The sequence below is a fragment of the Acinetobacter sp. TY1 genome, from assembly GCF_048551395.1.
In the GTDB taxonomy this organism is placed as follows: domain Bacteria; phylum Pseudomonadota; class Gammaproteobacteria; order Pseudomonadales; family Moraxellaceae; genus Acinetobacter.
Window position 1 is genome coordinate 178686 of the sequence record NZ_JBLYZK010000004.1, and the last position, 23557, is coordinate 202242.

Below are 23557 nucleotides of genomic sequence, written 5' to 3' on the forward strand. Positions count from 1 at the left end.
TCATTTTTATTTATTTTAATGAAACACACTTTGGACTTAAATGTCATTTAAGCCTAAAACATCTTTCATATCGTATTTTTTGGCATCTTTACCCACAACCCATGCGGCTGCACGTACTGCACCTGAAGCAAAGTTCATACGGCTTGTCGCTTTATGTGTAACTTCTACACGTTCGCCTTCACCAATAAACATCACGGTATGTTCACCAACAATATCACCACCACGAATGGTTTGAAAACCAATGCTTTGACGTTCACGAGGACCTGTATAGCCTTCACGATGATAAACTGCATCTTGTTTTAAATCACGACCTAAAGTATCTGCAATCGCTTCACCCATCATAAGTGCTGTACCTGATGGTGCATCTACTTTATGGCGGTGATGTGCTTCAATAATTTCAATATCGACAGTATCGTTAAATACTTTGGCAGCAAGCTCAAGTAATTTAATTGACACATTCACACCCACTGAATAGTTCGCTGCATAGACCACAGGTGTTTTCGTTGCAGAATCATTCAAAATATCTTTTTGTTCATCTGAAAAACCTGTTGTACCAATAACCATGGCTACGCCAGCAGTAGAACACAATTTCAAGTTGCTTTCAGTCGCTACAGGTGCAGTAAAATCAATAACAACATCAACATCTTTCAAAACTTCTTCTAGGCTACCAACAACCTTTACACCCACAGCACCAATGCCTGCAAGCTCACCTGCATCTGTACCAATGAGCGTACTTTCAGGGCGCTCTACAGCAGCAGCGAGTTGATAACCTGCTTGTTGTACCGCTTGAATAAGCGTACGACCCATACGACCGCCTGCACCTAAAATCCCAATGCGTGGAGCTGACATAACATTTTCCTGATGTTGATTCTAAATTAATCTTACTATAACAAAAGTCTGGGAATTTTCTAAAAGTTAAAATTGAAATTTAATCCACCATACCCATCGAAGTGACTAAATTTCATCGCGCATAAAAAAGCCACTTCAAGATGATATTGAAGTGGCTTTTCATCATTCTGCATTTAACTTTATTTTAGTCAAATAAGCGATCAAAGAATGATTTTTTCTTTGGTGATGATTTATTGTCATCGCCATCCATTGTTTCCTGTAACTCTTTTAACAGTTCACGTTGACGTGAAGTAAGATTTATAGGTGTTTCAATGACAATACGGCACAGTAAATCACCTTGCATACTGGTACGAACAGGTTTTACACCTTTACCACGTAGACGGAACATTTTACCTGTTTGCGTTCCTTCTGGAACTTTCAGGCTGACGCGACCATCTAAAGTCGGTATTTCAATTTCTTTACCTAAAGCTGCATCAGCAAAACTGACAGGGACATCCATATATAAATCTGCGCCATCACGTTGGAACACTTCATGTTCACGAACTACGACTTCTACATATAAATCGCCTGCCTGACCATCACGAATCGCTTCACCTTTACCAGTTAAACGTACACGATCACCATTGTCCACGCCCGCAGGAATGGTCACTTCAAGTGTTTGCTGACGGTCTTTTACACCAGAGCCATGACAAGTATTACATGGGTTCTTAATGATTTTACCTTGTCCACGACAGGTATTACACGTTTGTTGCACAGAGAAAAAGCCCTGCTGCATACGTACTTGACCCGCACCATGACAAGTCTTACACGTTTCTACATCATTTGGATTTTTTGAACCCTTCCCATCACAAGTTTCGCATGGTGCTGGTGCAGTAAAGCTAATGGTTTTTTTCACACCTTGAACAGCTTCTTCAAGAGTCAATTCCATGACATAGCGTAAATCAGAACCACGGCGTTGACGTTGTTGTTGGCTACGACCACCAAAAGAACCACCGAAAATATCACCGAACTGACTGAAAATGTCTTCTGCGCTGAATCCACCTCCACCGAATCCACCGCCGCCGCCCATACCACCTTCAAAGGCTTTATGCCCCATACGGTCATACATACTACGCTTTTCACTATCGGATAAAACTTCGTAAGCTTCAGCAGCTTCCTTAAATTTTTCTTCTGCTTCAGCGTTGTCAGGGTTACGGTCAGGGTGATACTTCATCGCCATCTTACGATAGGCTTTTTTAATCTCATCATCACTTGCGGTTTTGGCAACAACCAAAACCTCATAATAATCACGTTTAGCCATGTTTGGCGATGCTCCACGGAATTTAGATAAAACTTAACTGTGAATAAGATGGGGATACCTTATCCATTTTACAAGTTATAACAATAATATTTTTAAAATGCGGCTTTCTTATTGAGATATTTGCTAAAACCTTTAATCCACGCATTGAGTAAAAACAACCATGCAATGGTACTAAATACGACACCAACAACTGTACAAGCCTTAACCCAAAGCATGCTATCCCAATAAAAGAAAATAAGCGGAATAAACCAAAGTGCAGCAAAAGCGGCCAAAATAACAAAAATAATGACATTACGCATGACCCAAAGTGCTTGTGCATGCATCCATACCTCTGCATCAACCTGAGCAACTTTACGAGCAAGTAAATATGCAATCACAGCACTGACCACACTGAACAGTGCAAGAAACATAAACATATAAGCCATCGCCATATAACGGCGATGTTTTTCCAGATTGTCTTGCCCCATGCGTATTTTGAACCTCACATTTACTGCACACTGATATCATTTTTATGCAGTAAATTTACAAATATTATTTTATGTAAACGATCAAGTGCTACTATATTGAAATTTTCAATTTTTCGCACCTGATATTCCGCTTTTTTATGTAGTTTCGACGGTTTTTTTCACCTTAAACCATGTTGCATACAGCGCAGGTAAGAAAAATAGCGTCAATAATGTCGCAATAATCAATCCGCCCATAATCGCCACAGCCATCGGTCCAAAGAAGATACTTCTAGATAATGGAATCATCGCAAGTACCGCAGCCAACGCTGTTAAAATAATCGGGCGGAAACGGCGTACTGTAGCATCTAAAATTGCATCCCACTGATTTTGCCCAGCCAAAATATCTTGCTCAATCTGATCAATCAAAATGAGTGAATTTCGCATAATCATGCCTGACAGTGCAATTGTGCCAAGCATTGCCACAAAACCAAACGGTTTATTAAACAGAAGTAAAAACAGCACCACGCCAATTAAGCCCAATGGTGCAGTCAAAAAGACGATGAATGACCGTGACAAACTTTTCAATTGAATCATCAATAAGGTAAAGACCACAGCCAAGAATAATGGCATACCCGCATTCACGGAGCTTTGTCCTTTTGCTGATTCTTCTACTGTACCACCAACCTCAACCAAGTAACCGCTCGGTAATTCAGTGCGTAGCTGATCAATCTTTTCAGCCAACTCACTAACGACTGTCGCAGGCTGTAACTTAGTCGCAATATCAGCACGAACAGTAATCGTTGGCAAACGGTTACGATGCCAAATTAAACCATCTTCAAATTTATAATCAATTTGTGCAATCTGCGCTAGAGGTACTGTGCCCCCATTGCTTGTTGGTACAGCCAAACTTGACAATGCTTCTACACTCATGCGTTCTTGTTGATCACCACGAATACGAATATCAATTAATTCACGTTTTTCACGATACTGATTAATGACTGCGCCTGTAATTGAGCTATTTAAGAAATTAGCTAAATCTTGTGAAGTCACACCCATTTGACGTGCACGATCTTGATCAATATTCAAAGAAATGATTTTACTTGGCTCGCCCCAATCTAAATGAACATTGGTCGTATTTGGATTCTCTCCCACCAGCTTCGCAACTTTCATAGCTTCTTGACGTACCGTTTTTACATCTTCACCAGAAACACGATATTGCAGTGGATAACCCACAGGTGGACCATTTTCAAGTAATGACACACGAGTACGAACTTGTGGTAAAAGTTGGCGAATTTGAGTATCTAAAGATTTGCGAATGTCATCTCGATCATCAATTGATGATGCCAAAACAACAAACTGTGCAAAACTTGCCTGTGGCATTTGTTGATCGAGTGGTAAGTAAAAGCGTGGTGAACCCGTCCCTACATAAGCGACATAGTTATCAATACCTTTTTGCTTCGACAAAAATGCTTCAACTTTTTTCACAGCATCTTCTGTCGCTGTAAGTGATGCTCCTTCTTCGAGTTTTAAATCGACCAAAATTTCTGCACGGTTAGATGGTGGAAAAAATTGCTGTGGTACGAGTTTAAACATCGCAACTGACAACAGAAAAATACCGACCGTAATTGCCACAACGGTTTTTCGATAGGTCACACATACATTAACTAATTTACGAAAACTTTGATAAAAACGACTTTGATAAGGGTCAAAATGCTCACCTGCATGATGCACGATCGGCTCAGGTTCAGGCTGTTTACGTAAACGAGCTATTAAACGTTGATACCACGGAGCACGCTGAGCTGTTTTGCTAAAATCAGGCAATAATTTATCGCCCAAATATGGTACAAGCAGGACAGCAGCAATCCATGACACAATCAGTGCGATGGTCACCACTTGAAAAATCGAACGGGTATATTCCCCTGTACTTGATGCAGCCGTGGCAATTGGTAAAAAGCCTGCTGCGGTAATGAGTGTTCCTGTTAGCATGGGAAATGCGGTACTTGTCCACGCATAGCCTGCCGCTTTCATTCGGCTATAGCCTTGCTCCATTTTTATCGCCATCATTTCAACGGCAATAATCGCATCATCGACCAATAAACCCAGTGCTAAAATTAATGCACCCAAAGAAATTTTATGAAGACCAACATCAAATAAATTCATGCCTGCAAAGGTCATTGCCAAAACCAATGGAATGGAAAATGCTACCACAAGCCCTGTACGGAAACCGAGTGAAAAGAAGCTGACCAATAAAACAATAATGACAGCTTCAGCAAGCACTTTTACAAACTCATGAATACTGCGCTGTACCGCCACCGGCTGATCTGACACTTTTTGCAGTTTCATACCCAAAGGTAAAGTCTTTTGTAGCGACTGAAATTCTGTTTCGAGGTTTTTACCAAGCGCAATAATGTCGCCACCTTTACGCATCGCCACAGACAAACCAATACCGTTTTCCCCCATAAAACGCATGCGAGGTTGGGCTGGTTCACTAAAACCTCTATAGACATCGGCAACATCGCCCAATTGAATAGTTTTATCGCCCACCAACAACGGCATTTTTTTTAAGTCATCGACACTTTTAATTGCACCACTGACGCGGACTTGAATACGGTCTGAACCTGTTTCAAAGTAGCCTGCACTGGTAATGGCATTTTGTTTTGCTAATGCCTCTTGAATTGCTGTGACAGGTACACCGAGTTGCACCGCTTTGGTGTTTGATAACTCAATCCAAATTTTTTGATCTTGTAAACCAATCAAGTTCACCTTACTGACATCTTTCACACGTTGTAGCTGTAACTGCAAACGGTCTGCATATTCTTTTAAAGTCGCATAGTCAAAGTCATTGCCCGTGAGCACATAAATATTACCGTAGGTATCACCAAACTCATCATCAAAGAAAGGTCCTTGCACACCACTTGGCAATTGCCCTTTGATATCTCCAACCTTTTTACGGACTTGATACCATACATCGGGTACTTGCGAAGACTTCAACGAATCTCGAGCCATAAACATAATCATGGATTCTCCTGGTCGAGAATACGCCATAATTTTGTCGTATGAGCCTGTGCTCATCAGCTGTTTTTCAATTTTATCGGTAATCTGTAAAGAAACTTCTTCAGCCGTTGCACCTGGCCAATAAGTCTGTACCACCATTACTTTAAAGGTGAAGGGAGGATCTTCACTTTGTGAAAGTTTTGAATACGAGAATAGACCGACAATTCCGAGCAGTAACATAAAATAAAGAACTAAACCTTTATTTCTCAGTGCCCATTCAGAGAGATTAAATTTAATTGGTTCGCTCATATGCCCGCCTCTTTCATACTAACAGTACGATTTTCACGGTCTACAGGTTTAATTTTTTGCTTTTCACGCAGTAAATGAACACCTCCTACTACGACCCATTGTCCAGTTTGTAAACCACTGATCACTGGTACACTGTCACGTCCATAAGCACCCAATGTCACGTTAACTTTGTGTACAGTCTGATTTGGATTGACTACCCAAACATAAGCCTGATTTTCTGTGGCTGATACACTCGACAAGGGCACACTTAAAATATTTTGAATATTTTGACTAAAGAAAACACGGGCACTTTGCCCAAGTTGAATTGCAGACTGACCTTCTTTAAGTGCTACTTTGACACTAAAAGTCCGTGATTGATCTGCCGCAGGGGATATTTCTCGAACATAAGCTGCAAATTTATCATTCGGTTTTGACCACAAAGTAATCCAAGCATCTTGACCAACTTTAATTGATGAAATTGCCTGTTCAGGAACACCTATCACCACTTCACGATCACCATCAATTGCCACTTGGTATGCAGGCTGCCCTGCTGAAATCACCTGTCCAATTTCAATATTACGTTCAGTAATGACACCATTTTTATTGGCAACCAATTGGTTATATCCTGTTTGGTTAGCACTGACATCATAATTCGATTGCGCTTGTTTTAGTGCTGCATTGGCTGAATCATATTGATTTTTAACCGTATCGTACTGTGACCGACTTACAGCATTAATCGGTAAAAGTTGCTGAAAACGCTTAAACTCATCTGCCGCAACTTTAGCAGCAGACTGCGCACTTTCAAGTTGTGCACGAGCTGAGTTAAGTTGTAATTGCGCATCTTTCACATCAAGTTTTGCTAAAACCTGACCGATTTTAACGCGATCTCCCGTATCTACATAACGTTCAACAATTTGTCCACCCACACGAAATGCTAAAGCCGTTTGTTGTTTTGCCTGCACATCGCCTGCATAGCTTTTTTGGTCAATCAGTGACGTTGCAGGTTGTTGAACCATTACAAATGGAATTTGTTCTACAGTGGGTTGTTCTTTGCTACATCCCCACAGCGTTACATAACTGATGATCATTAGACTACTGATCGTCGTTTTCAAAATATTCATACACAAAGCTCTTATTCAAATGTGTTTTTTCAGGCAAAATAATTTTTTCAGACAAAACAATTACGGGTTATTAATTTGATCATTTCTTAATTAATATACCGCATGGTACACTAATTGCAATTGCTGTAAAAAGTAAATGACTTTACTTAGTTTTTTTTATGGATATGTTTGTGCAAATACCTGTTGGACGACCTAAAGATCTCGAAAAGCGTCAGAACATTCTGAATGCTGCCAAAGCAGTTTTTCTCAAAAATGGCTATCATGGTTCAAGCATGAACCACATTGCCCAAGAAGCAGGCGTGACCAAGCTCACGGTCTATAATCATTTTCAGGACAAACAGAATCTTTTTATTTGTGCAATTGAAGCGACTTGTGAAGAATCAATCAGCGCTAAACCACTAACGTTATCTGCAGATAGTAATTTTCGTGAAGTGCTTCATCAAACTTGCGGGCTTGCATTAAATGTTGTCAATTTGCCCGAAGCCATTAAGTTAGAACATTTATTACTTGAGCTTGCTGCCGAAAAAAATCCATTGGCAGTTTTATTTTTTAATGCTTCTCATCAACGTATGAATATGGTTTGGGGAAATTTATTCAGCCAAGCGGCATCTTTTGGTTTTATTCAATCAAATGAGATTGATAAACAGATTTGCCTGATATTGTCTTTATTACTTGGTATGCGTCATCACGAAGTTTTACTCGGTATCCGCAATCCACCCGATGCTAAAGAAAAAGAAAGCATTATTACTGAAAGTATTGATCTATTCTTATTAAAATATAGTATCCCACCTAAATATTTAAATTCTAAATAATCTATAAGACCAATTTGGGCATACTGAATTGGTCACTACCCTATTTGCAGAAAAAGTATGCAATGAATACATACTTTTGTCTGTACCTGCTTGGCTTAGCAGAAAATCGAGTGCATATTCAAAAAAGAGAACACATGGAGAGTAAAAAATGGTTCAACAAATTGATGCTCCTCTACGCGAAGACGTCCGCCTACTCGGAAATTTGCTTGGAGAAACCCTAAAAGAACATGCAGGGCAGGATTTGTTTAATCAGATTGAACAAATTCGTGCTTTAGGCAAAGGCGCACGTGATGGGCAACTTGAAGCTGAAAAAGAGCTTGAACAACTCTTTCTCAATTTAAAAGATGAAGAGATTTTACCCCTGACCCGTGCTTTTTCACACTTTTTGAACTTTGCCAATATTGCTGAGCAGTATCATGTGGTACGCAGTCGCCGTCAAAGTGAATTTGATGTGACCGCACCCTCTCCAAATGTCCTTGATCATTTATTTGAAAAATTTAAAAACCAAGAAATTAATGCCGATAAGCTCTACCAACAAATTTGTGAACTAAAAATTGAATTGGTACTCACAGCGCATCCCACTGAAGTCAGTCGTCGTACACTCATTCAAAAATATGATGGTATCAATAATTGCCTGTCTAAATTTGATCAACAAAAACTCACACCAAAACAACGTGATGAAGTACTTGCCGATTTGAAACAATTGGTCTGTTCTGCTTGGCAAACAGATGAGATTCGTCAGCATCGCCCAACACCTATTGATGAAGCAAAATGGGGCTTCACTACCATTGAACAAACATTGTGGAATGCTGTACCAAAATTCATTCGTAGCTTAGATTCACAAGTACAAGACAACTGTGAAAAATCGTTACCGTTAAATATTGCCCCAATTCGCTTTGCATCGTGGATGGGTGGCGACCGTGATGGTAACCCTAATGTTACTCATAATATTACTCAAGAAGTTTTGTGGTTATCGCGTTGGAAAGCTGCCGATCTTTATCTACGAGATATTGAAGACTTACGTTGGGAATTGTCAATTGAGGCATCTTCAGAGGAGTTAAGCCAAGCATTAGGCTACAAACACCCTGAGCCATACCGTGAATATTTACGTACAACACGTGAACGTCTAAAAGCGACCCGCCAATGGCTTGCTGATAAATTGCGTGGACAACATTCAGATGTTGATCGTAGCTTAATTATTAGTCATAAAGATGAATTATTACAACCATTACAGCTATGCTATCGCTCATTGATGGACTCTAATTTACCTGAAATTGCCAATGGTAAATTGCTCGACTTTATCTACCGTGTGAACTGTTTTGGTATCGAATTACTCAAACTTGATATTCGCCAAGAATCAGGTCGTCACCGCCAAGCCATTTCTGCGATTACTGAATATTTAGGTTTAGGCAATTTTGAAACATGGACTGAACAAGCCCGTCAAAACTTTTTATTGCAAGAACTACAAAGCAAACGCCCACTATTACCAAAACATCTTAATGAGCCAACAGGTAGCCTGATTGACCATCCGGATGTGCAAGAAGTTTTTGCCACCATGCGGACGTTAGCAGAACAACCTAAAGAATGTTTAGGTGCGTACATCATTTCAATGGCGGAATATGCGAGTGATGTTTTAGCCGTTTTACTCCTGCAAAAAGAAGCTGGCATCGAACATCCACTTCGTGTCGTTCCATTGTTTGAAACCTTGAAAGACTTAGATGGCGCAGCAAGTACCATGAGCACTTTGTTCAATATGCATTGGTACAAACAGCATATTCAAGGTAAACATGAAGTGATGATTGGCTACTCAGATTCTGCTAAAGATGCAGGCTTTATGTCAGCAAATTGGGCGCAGTATCGTGCACAAGAAGAATTGACTGCCATTGCTCAACAACATGGCGTACAGTTGACCCTTTTCCACGGGCGTGGTGGCTCAATCAGCCGTGGTGGCGCACCAACGCAACAGGCATTATTCTCACAACCACCGGGTTCAATTTCAGGTGCTATTCGTGTAACTGAACAAGGTGAAATGATTCGCTTTAAATTTGGTTTAGAAGAAATCGCTCTTCAAAACCTCGAAATTTATACCGCAGCAACGCTTGAGGCAACACTATTACCCCCCCCTGAACCTAAACAGGAATGGCGTGATTTGATGCATAAAATGACAGATCTTTCTGTTCAGGTTTACCGTCAAACTGTGCGTGAAAATCCACATTTTGTGAAGTACCTACGTACCGTTACTCCTGAACTTGAATTGCAAATGTTACCGCTCGGCTCACGTCCTGCAAAACGTAAAGTCAGTGGGGGTATTGAATCTTTACGTGCTATTCCATGGGTATTTGCATGGACACAAATTCGTTTAATGCTTCCTGCTTGGCTCGGAACAGGTGCGGCAATTAATCAAGTTATTGGTCAAGGTCAAAAAGATTTACTTGATGAAATGTTAGCAGAATGGCCGTACTTCCAAACTTTAATTGATATGTTGGAAATGGTTTTATCTAAAGCCGATTCAAACATTGCACTATATTACGAAGCACACCTAACTGATGATGAGGATTTGAAAATCCTTGGTACAGAGCTTCGTCAGCGTTTACACGATGCAGTACAAACATTATTGGCAATGAAAGGTGAATCGAAACTGCTCAGTTCCAATGAAGTTTTAGATCAGGCGATGCAAATTCGTAAACCGTATTTATTACCATTACACTTACTTCAAGCTGAACTCATGAAGCGTCGTCGTGGTTACTTGGCAGAACGTCAAGCTGAACACACGCCTGTCGACCATGCTCTTATGGTGAGTATTGCAGGCATTGCAGCTGGTTTACGCAATACAGGTTAATTGATCCATCTTCGTTATACATTGAAAAAGGGATATTTAAATATCCCTTTTTTATTTTTTAGTCACGTAACCATTAAAAAAAGATTTTACTCTTTTAGAATAGGCATTATCACTTTTATAAACATGATGATTCGCCAAATTTTTATTGCCTTTTTTATATGATTCAGAAGCGAATTATTTCCGATATATACGCATAATTCTCACTATTATCAACAATATTTTATATACCAAATGGTAAATTAACCATAAAACTCATATATTTGAGTTGAACGAAAATTTGTTACAGAAATTAAAAATTATTAAAAACAAGCGTATGATGTTCCAAATTTGTTTTTAGAGTGCTCATTTTATGTCCAACTGGTTCCCCAAATGGCAACCTTATTCAGGCAGCGTTGATGCTCGTCCTGTCGGTACCAATGAGTATCTTCCTCCCGCTCAAAGTGCTGTTTTAGGTATCCAACATGCATTTGCTATGTTTGGTGCAACGGTTCTTGCCCCATTTCTGATGGGCTTTGACCCAAACCTTGCCATTTTAATGTCAGGGATTTGTACCATTTTATTTTTCATCATGACTGGCGGACGTGTTCCTAGTTATTTAGGTTCAAGCTTTGCCTTTATTGGTGTCGTTATTGCTGCGACAGGCTATGCTGCATCGGGTACAGGTGCACCTAACCTCAACCTTGCGACTGCTGCTGGCGGGATCATGGCGTGTGGTATTTTATATGCAATTTTCGGTTTTATCGTGATGGCAACAGGTACACGATGGATTGAAAAACTCATGCCACCTGTCGTGACTGGTGCTGTAGTCATGATTATTGGGTTAAACCTTGCACCTGTAACTGTCAAAGGTGTCGCAGGTAATAACTTTAATATGTGGATGGCTTTGGTCACCGTACTGTGTATGGGTTCAATTGCTGTATTCACCAAAGGTTTATTACAACGCTTATTGTTATTGGTTGGTTTACTGTGTGCTTATTTGATCTATTTTATTGTATCGAATGTCTTGGGTAATGGTACACCGATTAACTTTACACCGATTCAACAAGCTGCATGGTTCGGAATGCCAACCTTTCACTCACCTGTTTTTGATGTCAATGCAATGCTCATCATTGCACCTATTGCACTGATTTTAGTGGCTGAAAACTTAGGTCATATCAAAGCAGTTAGCGCCATGACTGGTGAAAACTTAGATCCATACATTGGTAAAGCCTTTGTTGCCGATGGTATTGCCACCACACTTTCAGGTGGTGTAGGCGCACCAGGTATGACGACCTATGGTGAAAATATCGGTGTAATGGCTGTCACCCGTGTTTACTCAACTATTGTTTTCGTCATTGCTGGCGTATTTGCGGTTTTCTTAGGTTTTTCACCAAAGTTTGGTGCCATTATTCACACTATTCCAACGGCAATTTTAACTGGTGCTTCAATTGTAGTCTTCGGTTTAATTACTATTGCAGGCGCAAAAATTTGGATTGAAAACAAAGTTGATTTCTCCAAAAATAAAAACCTAATGGTTGCTGCTGTAACGATTATTTTAGGGACAGGTGATTTTGCCCTACAATTTGGTGACTTTAACTTAGGTGGTATTGGTACCGCTACATTCGCGGCTTTATTCTTAAATTGGATTTTTAGTTTTGCCGACAAATCAGAATAGTTTTTTTCAAAATAATAAATTGTGACTTTTTAAGCAGCCATTGGGCTGCTTTTTTTATACCTTGATTTTGACTGTCATAAATCTACTTTTTTTATCATCAACTTTAAGTAAAATAAAACTACTCTCAAGCTATTTCAGTAACAGACTCCCATGCGCCTCGACTTTTTTGACCTGCAATTGTTTCTTAATATTGTCGATACAGGTAGCCTGACTCGCGGAGCAGAGCGTTCGGCTATTTCGCTACAAGCAGCAAGTGAGCGTATCAAAAAATTAGAGCAATATTATAAAACTCATCTATTTACTCGTCATGCCAATGGAGTAAAACTCACCCTTGCGGGACAAACTTTTGCAGAACAAGCTTTATTGTTGATACAACAAGCAAAGAAACTTGAACAAGTCATGTCACCCTATGCCAAAGGTATGACAGCTCAAATGACGCTTTGGTGTAACTCTTCTGCACAAAGTGAATATTTACCTATATTACTGCCACAATATTTGGTCGAAAATCCACATGTTCAAATAGACCTACAAGAAGCTGAAAGTCGTGAAATTATTCAAAGTATTGAAAAAGGTACGGCAAAATTAGGGCTGATTTCAAATTTTTTTCATCATTCAGCCTTACAAACTCTCGAATTTTCAGATGATCCATTGGTACTCATTTGTCCACCATTTCATGAACTCAAAGATCAACAACAGCTTAATTTAGTCGATATTTTGCATTATCCTTTTGTCGGTTTAATGCAATATCATTCGCTACAACAATCGATTGAAACCCAAGCAAAATTGCTCAATTGTGCAATTCAATATCGGCTTAGACTGCCAAATTTTGCTGCCATTGCTCAAGTCGTTGCCAATGGTGTTGGTATTGCAATCATGCCCAAACGTGCTGCACGGCGTTTAAATATTTTATATGATTTTCATCAAGTAGAGCTTGTTGGAGAATGGGCAAATCGTAAACTATTGCTCGTTGCGAAAAACTTTGATGAACTCCCCTTGTCCTATCAACATTTTTCACAATTTTTAATCGAACAAAAAAATCATTTATAAATAGACTTAAATCAAACCAAACGGATGCAAAACTGAATAACTTCCAAAAATCACTAAACCACAAAAGAACAGCTTACGAAATTTTTGCTCAGGAATACGGTAACGAATTTTTGTTCCTGCCCACATGCCAACCAATGCAGGAATAAGTGCAATCAATGATAATTTATAATCAATAGGCGTATCTTCTACAGGATTTAGATGTAAGAAAATCGCCAAACAAAAAGTTGATACGGTAAAAGCGAGTCCAAGTGTTTGAACTAAGTCATCACGTTTTAACTGCAAAGATTGCACATAAGGTACGACAGGAATGACCACTACGCCTGTTGCGACCGTTAAAGCTCCTCCCAAATAGCCGACCATTGGAGATAACCATTTTTCATATGGTGCAAGATTCGGCATACTTTTGGCAAATAAACCATACAACCCGTACAGTGCCAACATTCCACCGAGTAGTGCTTCACTGTGAAAGCCCGAAGTATTTTGTCCTAGAGTTGGAAAAATACTCCACACTGAACCAACAATAATTCCTAATAACAAAGGCCAAAACCGTTTAATGAGACTTAACACATTGCCCTCAGCAAAAAGTTGCCAAAGATTGGTCACAATAGATGGAATAATCAACAATGTTGCAGCTTGAAAAGGACTAATCACCAAAGTTAAAAGCCCCATAGATACAGCAGGTAAACCTAAACCAATCGTACCTTTAATCATGCCTGCAATGGTAAATACAGCAATGATAAATCCAATCATAGAACGTTCCTCAGCAATTGGGCACATGCTACAACGCCATCTATAACTGAGAAATCACTGTTTTCAGTAGTAAGCCTCAATCAATGATTGAGGCTCTCATTGCTTAAATTTAAAAGGAAGCATCCAATATTTAACAATTGGAATAGAACTAATTTATACAAATTAAAATAATTATTTAAAATTCAATAAACTACAGACCAATCAGTCTTAAAATGCAGACAAAAATCGTCTTTTATATTTTAAATTTATATTATGAGGTACAAGCAGTATCTGATTTTTTTATATTCGATATATTAAATTACGTCTTCATATCAAGACATTGTCTTAGTCATAATATTTTCAAATAAATAATTCTTATATCACCTTAATAAACGTATAAATCAAATTTTAAATGAAATCGATCTAATTGAAATCGCATTAACAACAAAAGACCCTAAAGATGTTGTCAGTACATTTTTAGCAAACTCATCTAAAGATAAAGTCAAAAATACTGCATAAAAACTCGTTGTAGAAAATGCTATTTATATGTCTTTAAGCTTTAAAAATAAGGAACTTGAAGCCATAGAACCATGGTATCGCATACGTAAAGGTCGTCAAATTTATATCGACACTTTCTCTAATGTCGGTACGTATGGGAAGTAAATGATTTCCAAATCACTGAGATATTTGGTGAAGGGGAAAATGTCGCTGTATTTGGTCAGTTTACTTATACGTCAGTAGAAGTAGGTTATACATTTAACTTTCCATTCTCTACTCTAGCTAAAGTCAAAGATGGTCAAATTGTATATTTACAATTTATGGAAAACACGTATTTATCTGCTCGTTCTTTCCGTAAATCTGGAACTTAGAAAGTACAAAACAAAGGTCTTCATTTACTGTAAAGGAATAAAATTTGAAATGATCCCGACCTTTTATGATTGAAAGATCGAGATGGTTAAAATAAAAAAGCTGTTGCATCATGCAACAGCTTTTTTATGGGCGAATTTCTTTTAATTCGCGTTGAATAAAATGCTGAATCATTTCCCGATAAATTTTTTCAACTAAATCTGGATCTGTATGTAATTGAATGGCTTGCTCACGAACTTTATTAATCACTTGCTGCACACGTTCTGGCGACTGTACATCTTCTGCTGTACGCTTAAAACGAACGGCTTGATCGACATAAAATTGGCGCGTTGCAATCATTTCAATCAGTTCCTGATCAATCAAATCAATTTTTGCTCTTGCTTGCTCTAAGTTTTCACATTTTTCTTTGTTCATTCTTAAATCGTTATCCTATTGACGATGTTCCGATTGGTTTTCTGCTTTATATTTTTGCTCAAGTACATTACTAAATATACTTTCAATCATCCAAACACGATAGAGACTATTGAAAGTATATTGTTTTCCATCAATCCTTAATTCGAGTATAGGAAAATCGGGCTGATGTTTTGCTACGCTACGTGCATCATTTTCCTGAAGTAAAGAGTTAATATCAAGTTCAGTCAGTTGCTCCACACCCAATTCACGTTGCATCTGTTGTAAATGCGCTTTGTGAGAAAAATCTTTTCCTTTTGTCCATACTGCCTGCAAAATATCATACATCGCATCAATGCGTTGCTCTTCAGGTACGCTGTAATAAAGCTGTGCAATATTTAAAATACTATCTGCAGTTGGACGACAAAATGGCGTAAATTTAACTTCGGTTCGCTTAGACAAGCGTGTAGCCAATGCCCAATCAAAAAAGTCGCGACCGTGATAACTCAACGGAAAAATATTAAGCTGAATATTATAATAATCTGCGAGTTCTTCTTTAATATACGCCAACAATAACCAACTAATGGGGTCTTCGAGCGCAATATATAAATCGAGTTCAGGATGCATCGCCTGAATCTCCGCAAGCTCTTCTGCATCACTGAGTAAATGTTCACGCCACTCAATATGATCAATCATGAAAATCGGGTTATCAATGAGTAATTTTTGTTGTTTTAAACGGCGAGTTAAGCGGAGTAAATCATCGACAGCATGATATTTCCGTCCACCAAAGTAAAAATAACTTTCTAGTACAGGCGTATGATCAAAAATACGTTCAGGTAAATTTTGTGGTTTTTGATGTTGTTTCGACATGACGTACAAAGTACGTAATTTGCCATATTGTTGTTGCCACAACATGTGAAAAACATCTTCAAGTAAATAGAGAAAATTTTGCCCCGTGAGTGGTGTATTTCTTAAAATAGTTTCAGCTTGTTGTAATGCTTCTGCGCTAGGTAGTTCTGGTTTTTCATTATCATAACTAAATCGATGCTGATTGGCTAAAATTTTGGCATCATTCAAACTATAGGTTCGCCATTCTTCCATACTCATACCGTTCGGAGGTTCTTCGGCAGTATCGGAAATCGTCACTTTTAAAGGTTTTAAAGATTCAATTAGAATATCATCGAGTTGCGTCAGTTGCTGTACAGTCAAATAACTATAAACATCATCAAGACGCAAATAAATATGTAGTCCCTGTTCCGTAGGCAGAGTCTCCTGACGTATTGGCTTTTTATAGAACCAACTCGATCGGATTGGATCAAACCAACGGCGTAGCAGTGACATGAGTTTTTGCCTCGAAATAAAATTTTGAACAGAAAAATACTGAATATGAGCAGATTCGTTTAAAACCTGTTCAAGCATAGCACCCATTCAAGATAGACGCTTCACAAAATATTGAAGTTCATCTCAAACTTATAGCAACTCATTACTCAAAGTTCAATGATTAGATTGACTTTAAATCAATTGTTTCAGTCACATTCATACAGCATTTAAGTATATTTCTGTCATAAAAAATGCACTCTTTAGAGTGCATTTTTCAATCTAATGAAAATAATTTCCATCTATACTGAGAATGATGTCATCTTAGATCTCACGTACTGCACCACGAGAAGCACTTGTGGTATGCATTGCATAAGCTTTCAAGGCTTTCGATACTTTACGTGGACGTTCTTCAGCAGGCTTCCAGCCTTTGGCATCTTGCGCTTCACGGCGAGCCGCCATAGTTGCATCATCAACCGCCAAGTGAATACCACGGTTTGGAATATCAATTTCGATACGGTCGCCATCTTCAACCAGACCAATTGCACCACCTTCAGCAGCCTCTGGTGAAACGTGACCAATCGATAGACCTGATGAACCACCTGAGAAACGACCATCGGTTAGCAAGGCACAATCTTTACCTAAACCTTTCGATTTTAGATAACTGGTTGGGTACAACATTTCTTGCATACCTGGACCACCACGTGGACCTTCATAACGAATCACAACCACATCGCCTGCCACAATTTTGCCAGCTAGAATGGCTTCCACTGCTGCATCTTGGCTTTCAAATACACGTGCTGTACCGTTGAATTTCAAGATTGAATCATCAACACCCGCAGTTTTTACAATACAACCATCCAATGCAATGTTGCCGTAAAGTACAGCTAAACCACCATCTTGTGAGAATGCATGTTCTGCATTACGAATGACACCATTTTCACGGTCACCATCTAAACGTGCATAGTAGCGGTTTTGTGAAAATGCAGTTTGCGTTGGTACGCCACCTGGTGCAGATTTAAAGAAGTTATACACATCTTCATCTTCTGTACGCATGATGTCCCATTTATCTAAAGCATCTTTCAACGTCTTTTCATGTACGGTTGGTACGGAAGTATCCAATAAACCTGCACGATCTAACTCGCCAAGAATTGACATGATGCCACCTGCGCGGTGGACATCTTCCATATGAACGTCTTGTTTTGCTGGTGCAACTTTACATAATACGGGTACTTTACGTGACAAACGGTCAATATCTGTCATGGTGAAATCAACTTCAGCTTCGTGTGCTGCCGCCAATAAATGAAGTACTGTATTGGTTGAACCACCCATTGAAACATCAAGAGTCATCGCATTTTCAAAGGCTGCTTTAGTCGCAATTGAACGTGGTAATAGGCTGTAATCGTTTTCTTCATAATGACGTTTAGTAATTTCAACGATCAATTGACCTGCACGCTCAAATAATTTTTGACGGTTGGCATGTGTCGCAAGCGTAGAACCATTACCCGGAAGCGATAAACCTAATGCTTCCGTTAAACAGTTCATTGAATTTGCAGTAAACATACCTGAACATGAACCACAAGTTGGACACGCGGAACGCTCGTATTCGGCTACTTCTTCATCGGTGAAACTGTCATCTGCCGCAACAATCATCGCATCAACCAAGTCAATCGCATGTTCATTACCACGAATTTTGACTTTACCCGCTTCCATTGGTCCACCTGAAACGAACACGACAGGAATGTTCAAGCGCATAGATGCCATCAACATTCCTGGTGTGATTTTGTCACAGTTAGAAATACACACCATTGCATCTGCACAGTGAGCATTGACCATGTATTCCACTGAATCTGCAATCAAATCACGTGATGGTAGTGAATACAGCATGCCATCATGACCCATCGCAATACCGTCATCGACAGCAATGGTATTAAATTCTTTAGCTACGCCACCTGCTTGTTCAATTTGGCGTGCGACAAGCTGACCCAAATCTTTTAAATGTACATGACCTGGTACAAACTGGGTAAATGAGTTCACTACTGCAATAATCGGTTTACCAAAATCTTCATCTTTCATTCCTGTTGCACGCCATAAGCCACGTGCGCCAGCCATATTTCTTCCGTGTGTCGATGTTTTTGAACGATAGTCAGGCATTGTGTTATTCCAACAAGGTTTGAGCTTGAAATGAATGCTAAGATTCATTTTGGCAAATAAACTGAAATTCCGCATTGAATCAGTCAAAATATAATCACATCATACTACAGGTTACTGAGCTCTGTGATAGCAAGCCATGCGATCTTTTTTTATACGCACATAATTGGCTGATATTCCGAACTTGTCATTCAATACATCTTGAATACCTCCTAATATAAACCCATCACCTTCGATTCCATACAAAACTTATATGAATAATTTTTTATTTTTACATTAATTTTAGTTATGCTTTTTTATGTTTTTGCCAATTTTATTTTATAAAAAAGGCTTCCAAAGAAGCCTTTTTTAATCTCTTAGTCTTATGACTGCTTAATTAAGTATAAACCTGTACATTGTTTACCTGCCACATCGGTACATAATTCTGCTGTCGTTGCTGAAACCCACTTTAAACCTAGACGAATATCAGCATTGGTATAATCTGTTGCCTGCCCACCACAACTCGCTGCTTTATTATCAGACTTAACTTTCATGGTCAAAATATCAAGCTCTTTAGCATCTTTACTGCGCATAATGGCAAATTCACCTGACATTTTCTTTTGTTTCGCTGTGTAGTTAAACTGACCTGGTTTATTAAATTGATATTTTTCTGAACATTGTGTTTTTGCATTATAAACTGACCAGTTACCCCAGAATGTTTTATCGAGTGCCACTTGATTTTTATCAAATGCTTGAACCGAAAAAGCAATGCCTAGAGTACATGTAATCATTACAAATCTTTTTAACATTCAAATACTTCCTTATACAATTTAAATTAACGTTCTGGTCGTAAATACACGGGACAACTTTGACCTAATGCATCATTACAAAAATAGATCTGCTGATCGGATACTTTTTTAATAAAATTCGTAGTCGATGTCCCAGCTTGATCTATTGTACTACCAGCACAATCAGGTTGACGATTATCGGTTTTAAAACTGATCATCACTGCAGGCAACTCAAAATTAGTTGCTGCTTGCATAAAGTGATAAACCCCTGTTACGCGCTCACGATTACTCTGAATCAGAATATCCCCATTTGGTAAAAATTGATATTTTTCAATACAACTCATACCTGGTTGAATCAATCCCCAACTTTTTTCTGATTGTAGTTTTTGTACCAATGTCAGATCAGCTGATGCAGTGGATACAGCAAGTAGACCACTCAATATTCCAACTAAACTCAATAGCGTTCTTTTCATTGCTCTACACTTATCTTCAGTTTGTTATTACCACGTAATATTGACACGACGATTCGGCGCCAAACATTCCACTAACTGTATTTTTTTGTTCTCACCAGAACATTGCTGATAGCTATCGGTACGATTTTTAGCCTCAAACTGAATGCGATCCGCACTCACGCCCTGTTCAACCAACAACTGTGCAATGGTATTAGCACGAGATGCCGACAAGTTTTGGTTATAGCCATAACTACCTAAACGGTCTGTATAACCAGTCACATGAACTGCTTCTGTTTGTGATTGTTTAATCTTTGTCGCAATTTCAGAAATCATACTAGGATTTTTAATTCCTTGTTTATCACCACGATCAAAATAAAACAATATATTTGCAGCATTTTCAGCAGATAAACCATCTGCTTCTACAGCTGATTCATTGTTTACGCCCCATGCCATTAAACCCTGACATGCCTCGCCTTTCCAATAAAGATCTTCCGACAAATACTGTTTATCGAAATCAATGCGAAGCTGACAACGCTTATATTGCTGACTATTTGGTTCACGAATATCAAGTACATAATTCCACGTCTTAACAGCAAATAGACCTTCTGAAAACTGTGGGTTACCCAATAAATAACGGATTTGATCTTTGTTTAGACCTTTATCTAAACGTGCAACATCATCATATTCATAACGCTGTACTTGTTTTAAATAACTGTCTTTGATTTCTGGAAAGTGAATTTCTTCTGTCGTTTGTACTGGCGCAGCTGCATTGGTGATGGACATCATCAGACCACAGAGTGCACTGAACATAATTTTTTTCTTCAATGTATTCATTTTATTTTCCTCATATTTGGGTCGAAAAAAGGGAAGCATCTGTATGCCTCCCCCATCTGATGATTAATCAATTACACCACTGATACCAATACGAACACTTGGATCACCTTGAGATGCCGCAGCAACACCACCTGTGATCGACCAGCGACCATTATCGGCAGTTTTACGTAAGGTCACACCCACTGCATTTTCACCACCATGATAAGCAGCACCTGCAGCATAAGTATATTTACCTGGAATATACGGTGCAGATTCAAGCGCCATGGCTGCTGCAATACCCGCATTGGCTTTTTGCTCAACATTATCAATACGGTCATTGGTCGCGCGGAATGCATCATCCAATTTGGTACTGACATTATCAATTTTTTGATTCAGCGCTTGATCCGCCTGATTCAATGCATCAATTGCACCACCAACATTGTTATGTTTACTGTCACCAACGGTATAGCTTGGTGCAGTGAAACTTCCAGTAATATTGTCATACGCGGCACCACCACCAAGATACTTAACAACTGCATCATTAGTCGTGTTCAATTGGCTACCATTCACTGCATCTTTCGATGTTGAATTCACAGCACCATTTGCAACACCTGTCACAACACGATCACCATCTTTACCAGCAACGTTGACGGTTGTACCACCTGAGTCTTTACCAATCGTAATTGGTGCAGTCGCATTTTCTTGCTGAACAATTCCCGCTTTACCACTCGTAATGTTATTAATATTCGATTGAATATTATTAATGTCAGATGTGTTTTGATCAACTTGCTGCTGAACATTCCATAACTGACCACCATTAACGGCATCTTTTGAACCTTCAGCAACATTACCGTCTTTCACATTCGTAATCGTTGTGCCTTTGCCATCTGTCCCACCAGCTAAAGTAATACTGCCCTTATTCACAGTACCATCTGGGTTCTTATCATATTGAACAGCAGAATTATTAACATTATTAATCTGATCACTCAACTGATTACTTACAGATTTCAATTGTGCAACATTTACCGCATCTGAATCTGCAGTACCTGCTGCTACACCTGTAATCTGACGATAAACTCCAGCTGAAGCATTACCTACAGCTACTGCACCTGTTGTTGATGTCGTTGCCAAAATAGCAGCTTGATCTGCAGCAGCCGCATTCGCAGAAATATAACCCGCTATACCAGCGCCTGTTGTTGCAGCAGACTTATTACCCAATACAACTGAACCTTCAACTGTTTGAGTGACATCATTACCAAGTACAAAAGTATTGTCTGTACTAATCGTATTGTTATTACCCACCGAGTAACTATTGTTGCCATTAATAATTGATGGATCGCCTAAGGCACCAGAATTATTACCTTTAACAATATTACCCTTACCAATACTAATCGATTGATTACCTAATGCTTGTGCACCGTCACCAATTGCAATTGATGAAGCACCTCCTACAATTGAACTATGACCTAAAACTACAGATGCCGTCGCTGAAGCTAGAGCGCTTGTATTATGTCCTAATGCAATTGAACTCATCGCACCTGTAGCGACAATTGCATTTACACCAATTGCTGTAGAATCTAAACCACCAGCGCTCGAGTCATTCGTTGTACCCAATGAACCTTTGCTCATATCCGCATTGGTATGGAAGTATTTCACACCTTCCGTATTCATTTTTTGTACAGTTTGAGCAATGGTTAAACGATCTGTCGTTTGCTGACCTTCTTTGTTGTACGTTAGGAATAATGAGTCCTGATTATTATTATCAGGGTTCTTATTCACAATGACATCTGAAATATTGATGGTCGTTGTTCCACCCTTACCATCATCAATTTCAACATTAGTAATATTGTCTTTAATCGATTGATTAACAACCAACAATTGATCTTCTGTAGCAGCCTGACCACTTACAATATTGTCAGGGTTCCAAGTTTTATTGGTTAAGCCATTCAATGTACCTGTTGTACCATTAAGTGTAATGGCGTTAGTACCTGTACCAACGGTAATTTTATCAGTTGCAGTCACAGTGCTTAATTTCAAATCTTTATTTAAAGCGAAATCAATTTTATTGCCTGTTTTAGTTACTGTTAAATTTTCTTCACTATCAGCGGTACCAATATCTACAGTATCTCCTGCCTTAATTGCACTTGAATTCTGACCATTAGAATTTAACATCCACCCGGTATCAAGAGCACTAATTGCAGCCCCAACATTTTTATAGTCAGTACCATTTACTGCATATGTTGGTGCCGTAACTGTACCATCCGAGTTATATGATGAGTTTCCACCTAGCGCATCCATCATTGCTATGTAAGTACCATATAGTTGGCTACCATTTACAGCATCTTTAGACGTTAAGCTAACCTCACCTCCTTTTAAATTCGTTATCGTTGTTCCATTGGTACCCGCAAGTGTCACACTATCTTTGTTCGCTTTAGTCGGATCTGTTGGATCTGCATCATATCTAACTGCAAAATCATTCGTTGTCTGTTGCACGTCACTGACTAACTTTAATTGTTCTTCAGTTGCGGCGCGACCAGCAGTGGCAAAGTCAGCTGCTGTAAGATTCTTATTACTTAAACCAGTAATATCACCTTTTGCAGCATCTAATTTCAGTGTATTTATGCCGTTAGAGACAGAAATATTACCCGCTGTAACGTTAGTCACATTGCCTGCACCATCCGTAATCGTACTACCACCCGCTGTAAGGGTATTGTTCTTACC

The 23557-nt window shown here is 39.0% G+C and carries 17 protein-coding genes; 4 read left to right on the plus strand and 13 right to left on the minus strand.

Annotation, left to right across the window (positions count from 1 at the left end):
- Positions 1-36: 36 nt before the first annotated feature.
- The 5 genes from dapB to ACK2M2_RS04470 form a co-directional block, all read right to left on the minus strand.
- The gene (gene dapB, locus ACK2M2_RS04450) at positions 37-849 is read right to left on the minus strand and encodes a 4-hydroxy-tetrahydrodipicolinate reductase (RefSeq protein WP_409510607.1); all 813 of its coding nucleotides are present in this window, start codon (positions 847-849) and stop codon (positions 37-39) included.
- A gap of 184 nt (positions 850-1033) precedes the next feature.
- Positions 1034-2149, minus strand: coding sequence for a molecular chaperone DnaJ (gene dnaJ, locus ACK2M2_RS04455; protein ID WP_419346262.1), 1116 nt, complete (start codon positions 2147-2149; stop codon positions 1034-1036).
- 92 nt (positions 2150-2241) lie between these two features.
- Positions 2242-2616: a hypothetical protein gene (locus tag ACK2M2_RS04460; RefSeq protein WP_409510605.1), complete on the minus strand. Its 375-nt coding sequence runs from the start codon at positions 2614-2616 to the stop codon at positions 2242-2244.
- A gap of 135 nt (positions 2617-2751) precedes the next feature.
- Positions 2752-5886, minus strand: coding sequence for an efflux RND transporter permease subunit (locus ACK2M2_RS04465; RefSeq protein ID WP_419346292.1), 3135 nt, complete (start codon positions 5884-5886; stop codon positions 2752-2754).
- Positions 5887-5894: 8 nt separating this feature from the next.
- Positions 5895-6998 (minus strand): efflux RND transporter periplasmic adaptor subunit, encoded by a 1104-nt coding sequence (locus ACK2M2_RS04470; protein ID WP_419346264.1) that lies wholly within the window; start codon positions 6996-6998, stop codon positions 5895-5897.
- Positions 6999-7168: 170 nt separating this feature from the next.
- Between ACK2M2_RS04470 and ACK2M2_RS04475 the strand changes: the two genes are divergently transcribed.
- From ACK2M2_RS04475 to ACK2M2_RS04490, 4 genes are all read left to right on the plus strand, one after another.
- Positions 7169-7810, plus strand: a complete 642-nt coding sequence (locus ACK2M2_RS04475; protein ID WP_419346265.1) for a TetR/AcrR family transcriptional regulator — start codon at positions 7169-7171, stop codon at positions 7808-7810.
- Between the two features lie 148 nt (positions 7811-7958).
- Positions 7959-10649 (plus strand): phosphoenolpyruvate carboxylase, encoded by a 2691-nt coding sequence (gene ppc / locus ACK2M2_RS04480; RefSeq protein WP_409510602.1) that lies wholly within the window; start codon positions 7959-7961, stop codon positions 10647-10649.
- 349 nt (positions 10650-10998) lie between these two features.
- A complete protein-coding gene (locus tag ACK2M2_RS04485; RefSeq protein WP_409510601.1) occupies positions 10999-12303 on the plus strand; it encodes a solute carrier family 23 protein in 1305 nt (434 codons plus the stop codon).
- A 150-nt stretch (positions 12304-12453) separates the two neighbouring features.
- Positions 12454-13350, plus strand: coding sequence for a LysR family transcriptional regulator (locus ACK2M2_RS04490; protein WP_419346268.1), 897 nt, complete (start codon positions 12454-12456; stop codon positions 13348-13350).
- Positions 13351-13356: 6 nt separating this feature from the next.
- On the opposite strand, the gene ACK2M2_RS04495 is transcribed toward ACK2M2_RS04490, so the two are convergent.
- From ACK2M2_RS04495 to ACK2M2_RS04530, 8 genes are all read right to left on the minus strand, one after another.
- The gene (locus ACK2M2_RS04495) at positions 13357-14100 is read right to left on the minus strand and encodes a sulfite exporter TauE/SafE family protein (protein ID WP_419346270.1); all 744 of its coding nucleotides are present in this window, start codon (positions 14098-14100) and stop codon (positions 13357-13359) included.
- 972 nt (positions 14101-15072) lie between these two features.
- Entirely contained in the window at positions 15073-15360 is a 288-nt protein-coding gene (locus ACK2M2_RS04500; RefSeq protein WP_419346272.1) for a chorismate mutase, read from the minus strand.
- Positions 15361-15375: 15 nt separating this feature from the next.
- The gene (locus tag ACK2M2_RS04505; RefSeq protein ID WP_409510597.1) at positions 15376-16677 is read right to left on the minus strand and encodes a hypothetical protein; all 1302 of its coding nucleotides are present in this window, start codon (positions 16675-16677) and stop codon (positions 15376-15378) included.
- Positions 16678-16977: 300 nt separating this feature from the next.
- Complete coding sequence (gene ilvD / locus ACK2M2_RS04510) at positions 16978-18807, minus strand: dihydroxy-acid dehydratase (protein WP_409510596.1); 1830 nt, start codon at positions 18805-18807, stop codon at positions 16978-16980.
- A 359-nt stretch (positions 18808-19166) separates the two neighbouring features.
- On the minus strand, positions 19167-19574 hold the full coding sequence (locus tag ACK2M2_RS04515; RefSeq protein ID WP_419346274.1) for a hypothetical protein: 408 nt from the start codon (positions 19572-19574) through the stop codon (positions 19167-19169).
- A gap of 44 nt (positions 19575-19618) precedes the next feature.
- Positions 19619-20044, minus strand: coding sequence for a hypothetical protein (locus ACK2M2_RS04520; protein WP_409510594.1), 426 nt, complete (start codon positions 20042-20044; stop codon positions 19619-19621).
- A 27-nt stretch (positions 20045-20071) separates the two neighbouring features.
- Positions 20072-20857 carry a trimeric autotransporter adhesin/peptidogylcan-associated protein TpgA gene (gene tpgA, locus ACK2M2_RS04525; RefSeq protein ID WP_419346275.1) on the minus strand — a complete coding sequence of 262 codons (786 nt, stop codon included), beginning with the start codon at positions 20855-20857 and terminating at the stop codon, positions 20072-20074.
- Positions 20858-20920: 63 nt separating this feature from the next.
- Positions 20921-23557 (minus strand): YadA-like family protein (locus tag ACK2M2_RS04530; RefSeq protein ID WP_419346277.1); only part of this gene is annotated, 2637 nt, incomplete at its 5' end.

Excerpts from the sequence above, each read along its gene's own strand:
- dapB (WP_409510607.1), bottom strand. The coding sequence starts at position 849 with ATGTCAGCTCCACGCATTGGGATTTTAGGTGCAGGCGGTCGTATGGGT.
- dnaJ (WP_419346262.1), bottom strand. The coding sequence starts at position 2,149 with ATGGCTAAACGTGATTATTATGAGGTTTTGGTTGTTGCCAAAACCGCA.
- ACK2M2_RS04460 (WP_409510605.1), bottom strand. The coding sequence starts at position 2,616 with ATGGGGCAAGACAATCTGGAAAAACATCGCCGTTATATGGCGATGGCT.
- ACK2M2_RS04470 (WP_419346264.1), bottom strand. The coding sequence starts at position 6,998 with ATGAATATTTTGAAAACGACGATCAGTAGTCTAATGATCATCAGTTAT.
- ppc (WP_409510602.1), top strand. The coding sequence starts at position 7,959 with ATGGTTCAACAAATTGATGCTCCTCTACGCGAAGACGTCCGCCTACTC.
- ACK2M2_RS04485 (WP_409510601.1), top strand. The coding sequence starts at position 10,999 with ATGTCCAACTGGTTCCCCAAATGGCAACCTTATTCAGGCAGCGTTGAT.
- ACK2M2_RS04490 (WP_419346268.1), top strand. The coding sequence starts at position 12,454 with ATGCGCCTCGACTTTTTTGACCTGCAATTGTTTCTTAATATTGTCGAT.
- ACK2M2_RS04495 (WP_419346270.1), bottom strand. The coding sequence starts at position 14,100 with ATGATTGGATTTATCATTGCTGTATTTACCATTGCAGGCATGATTAAA.
- ACK2M2_RS04500 (WP_419346272.1), bottom strand. The coding sequence starts at position 15,360 with ATGAACAAAGAAAAATGTGAAAACTTAGAGCAAGCAAGAGCAAAAATT.
- ACK2M2_RS04505 (WP_409510597.1), bottom strand. The coding sequence starts at position 16,677 with ATGTCACTGCTACGCCGTTGGTTTGATCCAATCCGATCGAGTTGGTTC.
- ilvD (WP_409510596.1), bottom strand. The coding sequence starts at position 18,807 with ATGCCTGACTATCGTTCAAAAACATCGACACACGGAAGAAATATGGCT.
- ACK2M2_RS04515 (WP_419346274.1), bottom strand. The coding sequence starts at position 19,574 with ATGATTACATGTACTCTAGGCATTGCTTTTTCGGTTCAAGCATTTGAT.
- ACK2M2_RS04520 (WP_409510594.1), bottom strand. The coding sequence starts at position 20,044 with ATGAAAAGAACGCTATTGAGTTTAGTTGGAATATTGAGTGGTCTACTT.
- tpgA (WP_419346275.1), bottom strand. The coding sequence starts at position 20,857 with ATGAATACATTGAAGAAAAAAATTATGTTCAGTGCACTCTGTGGTCTG.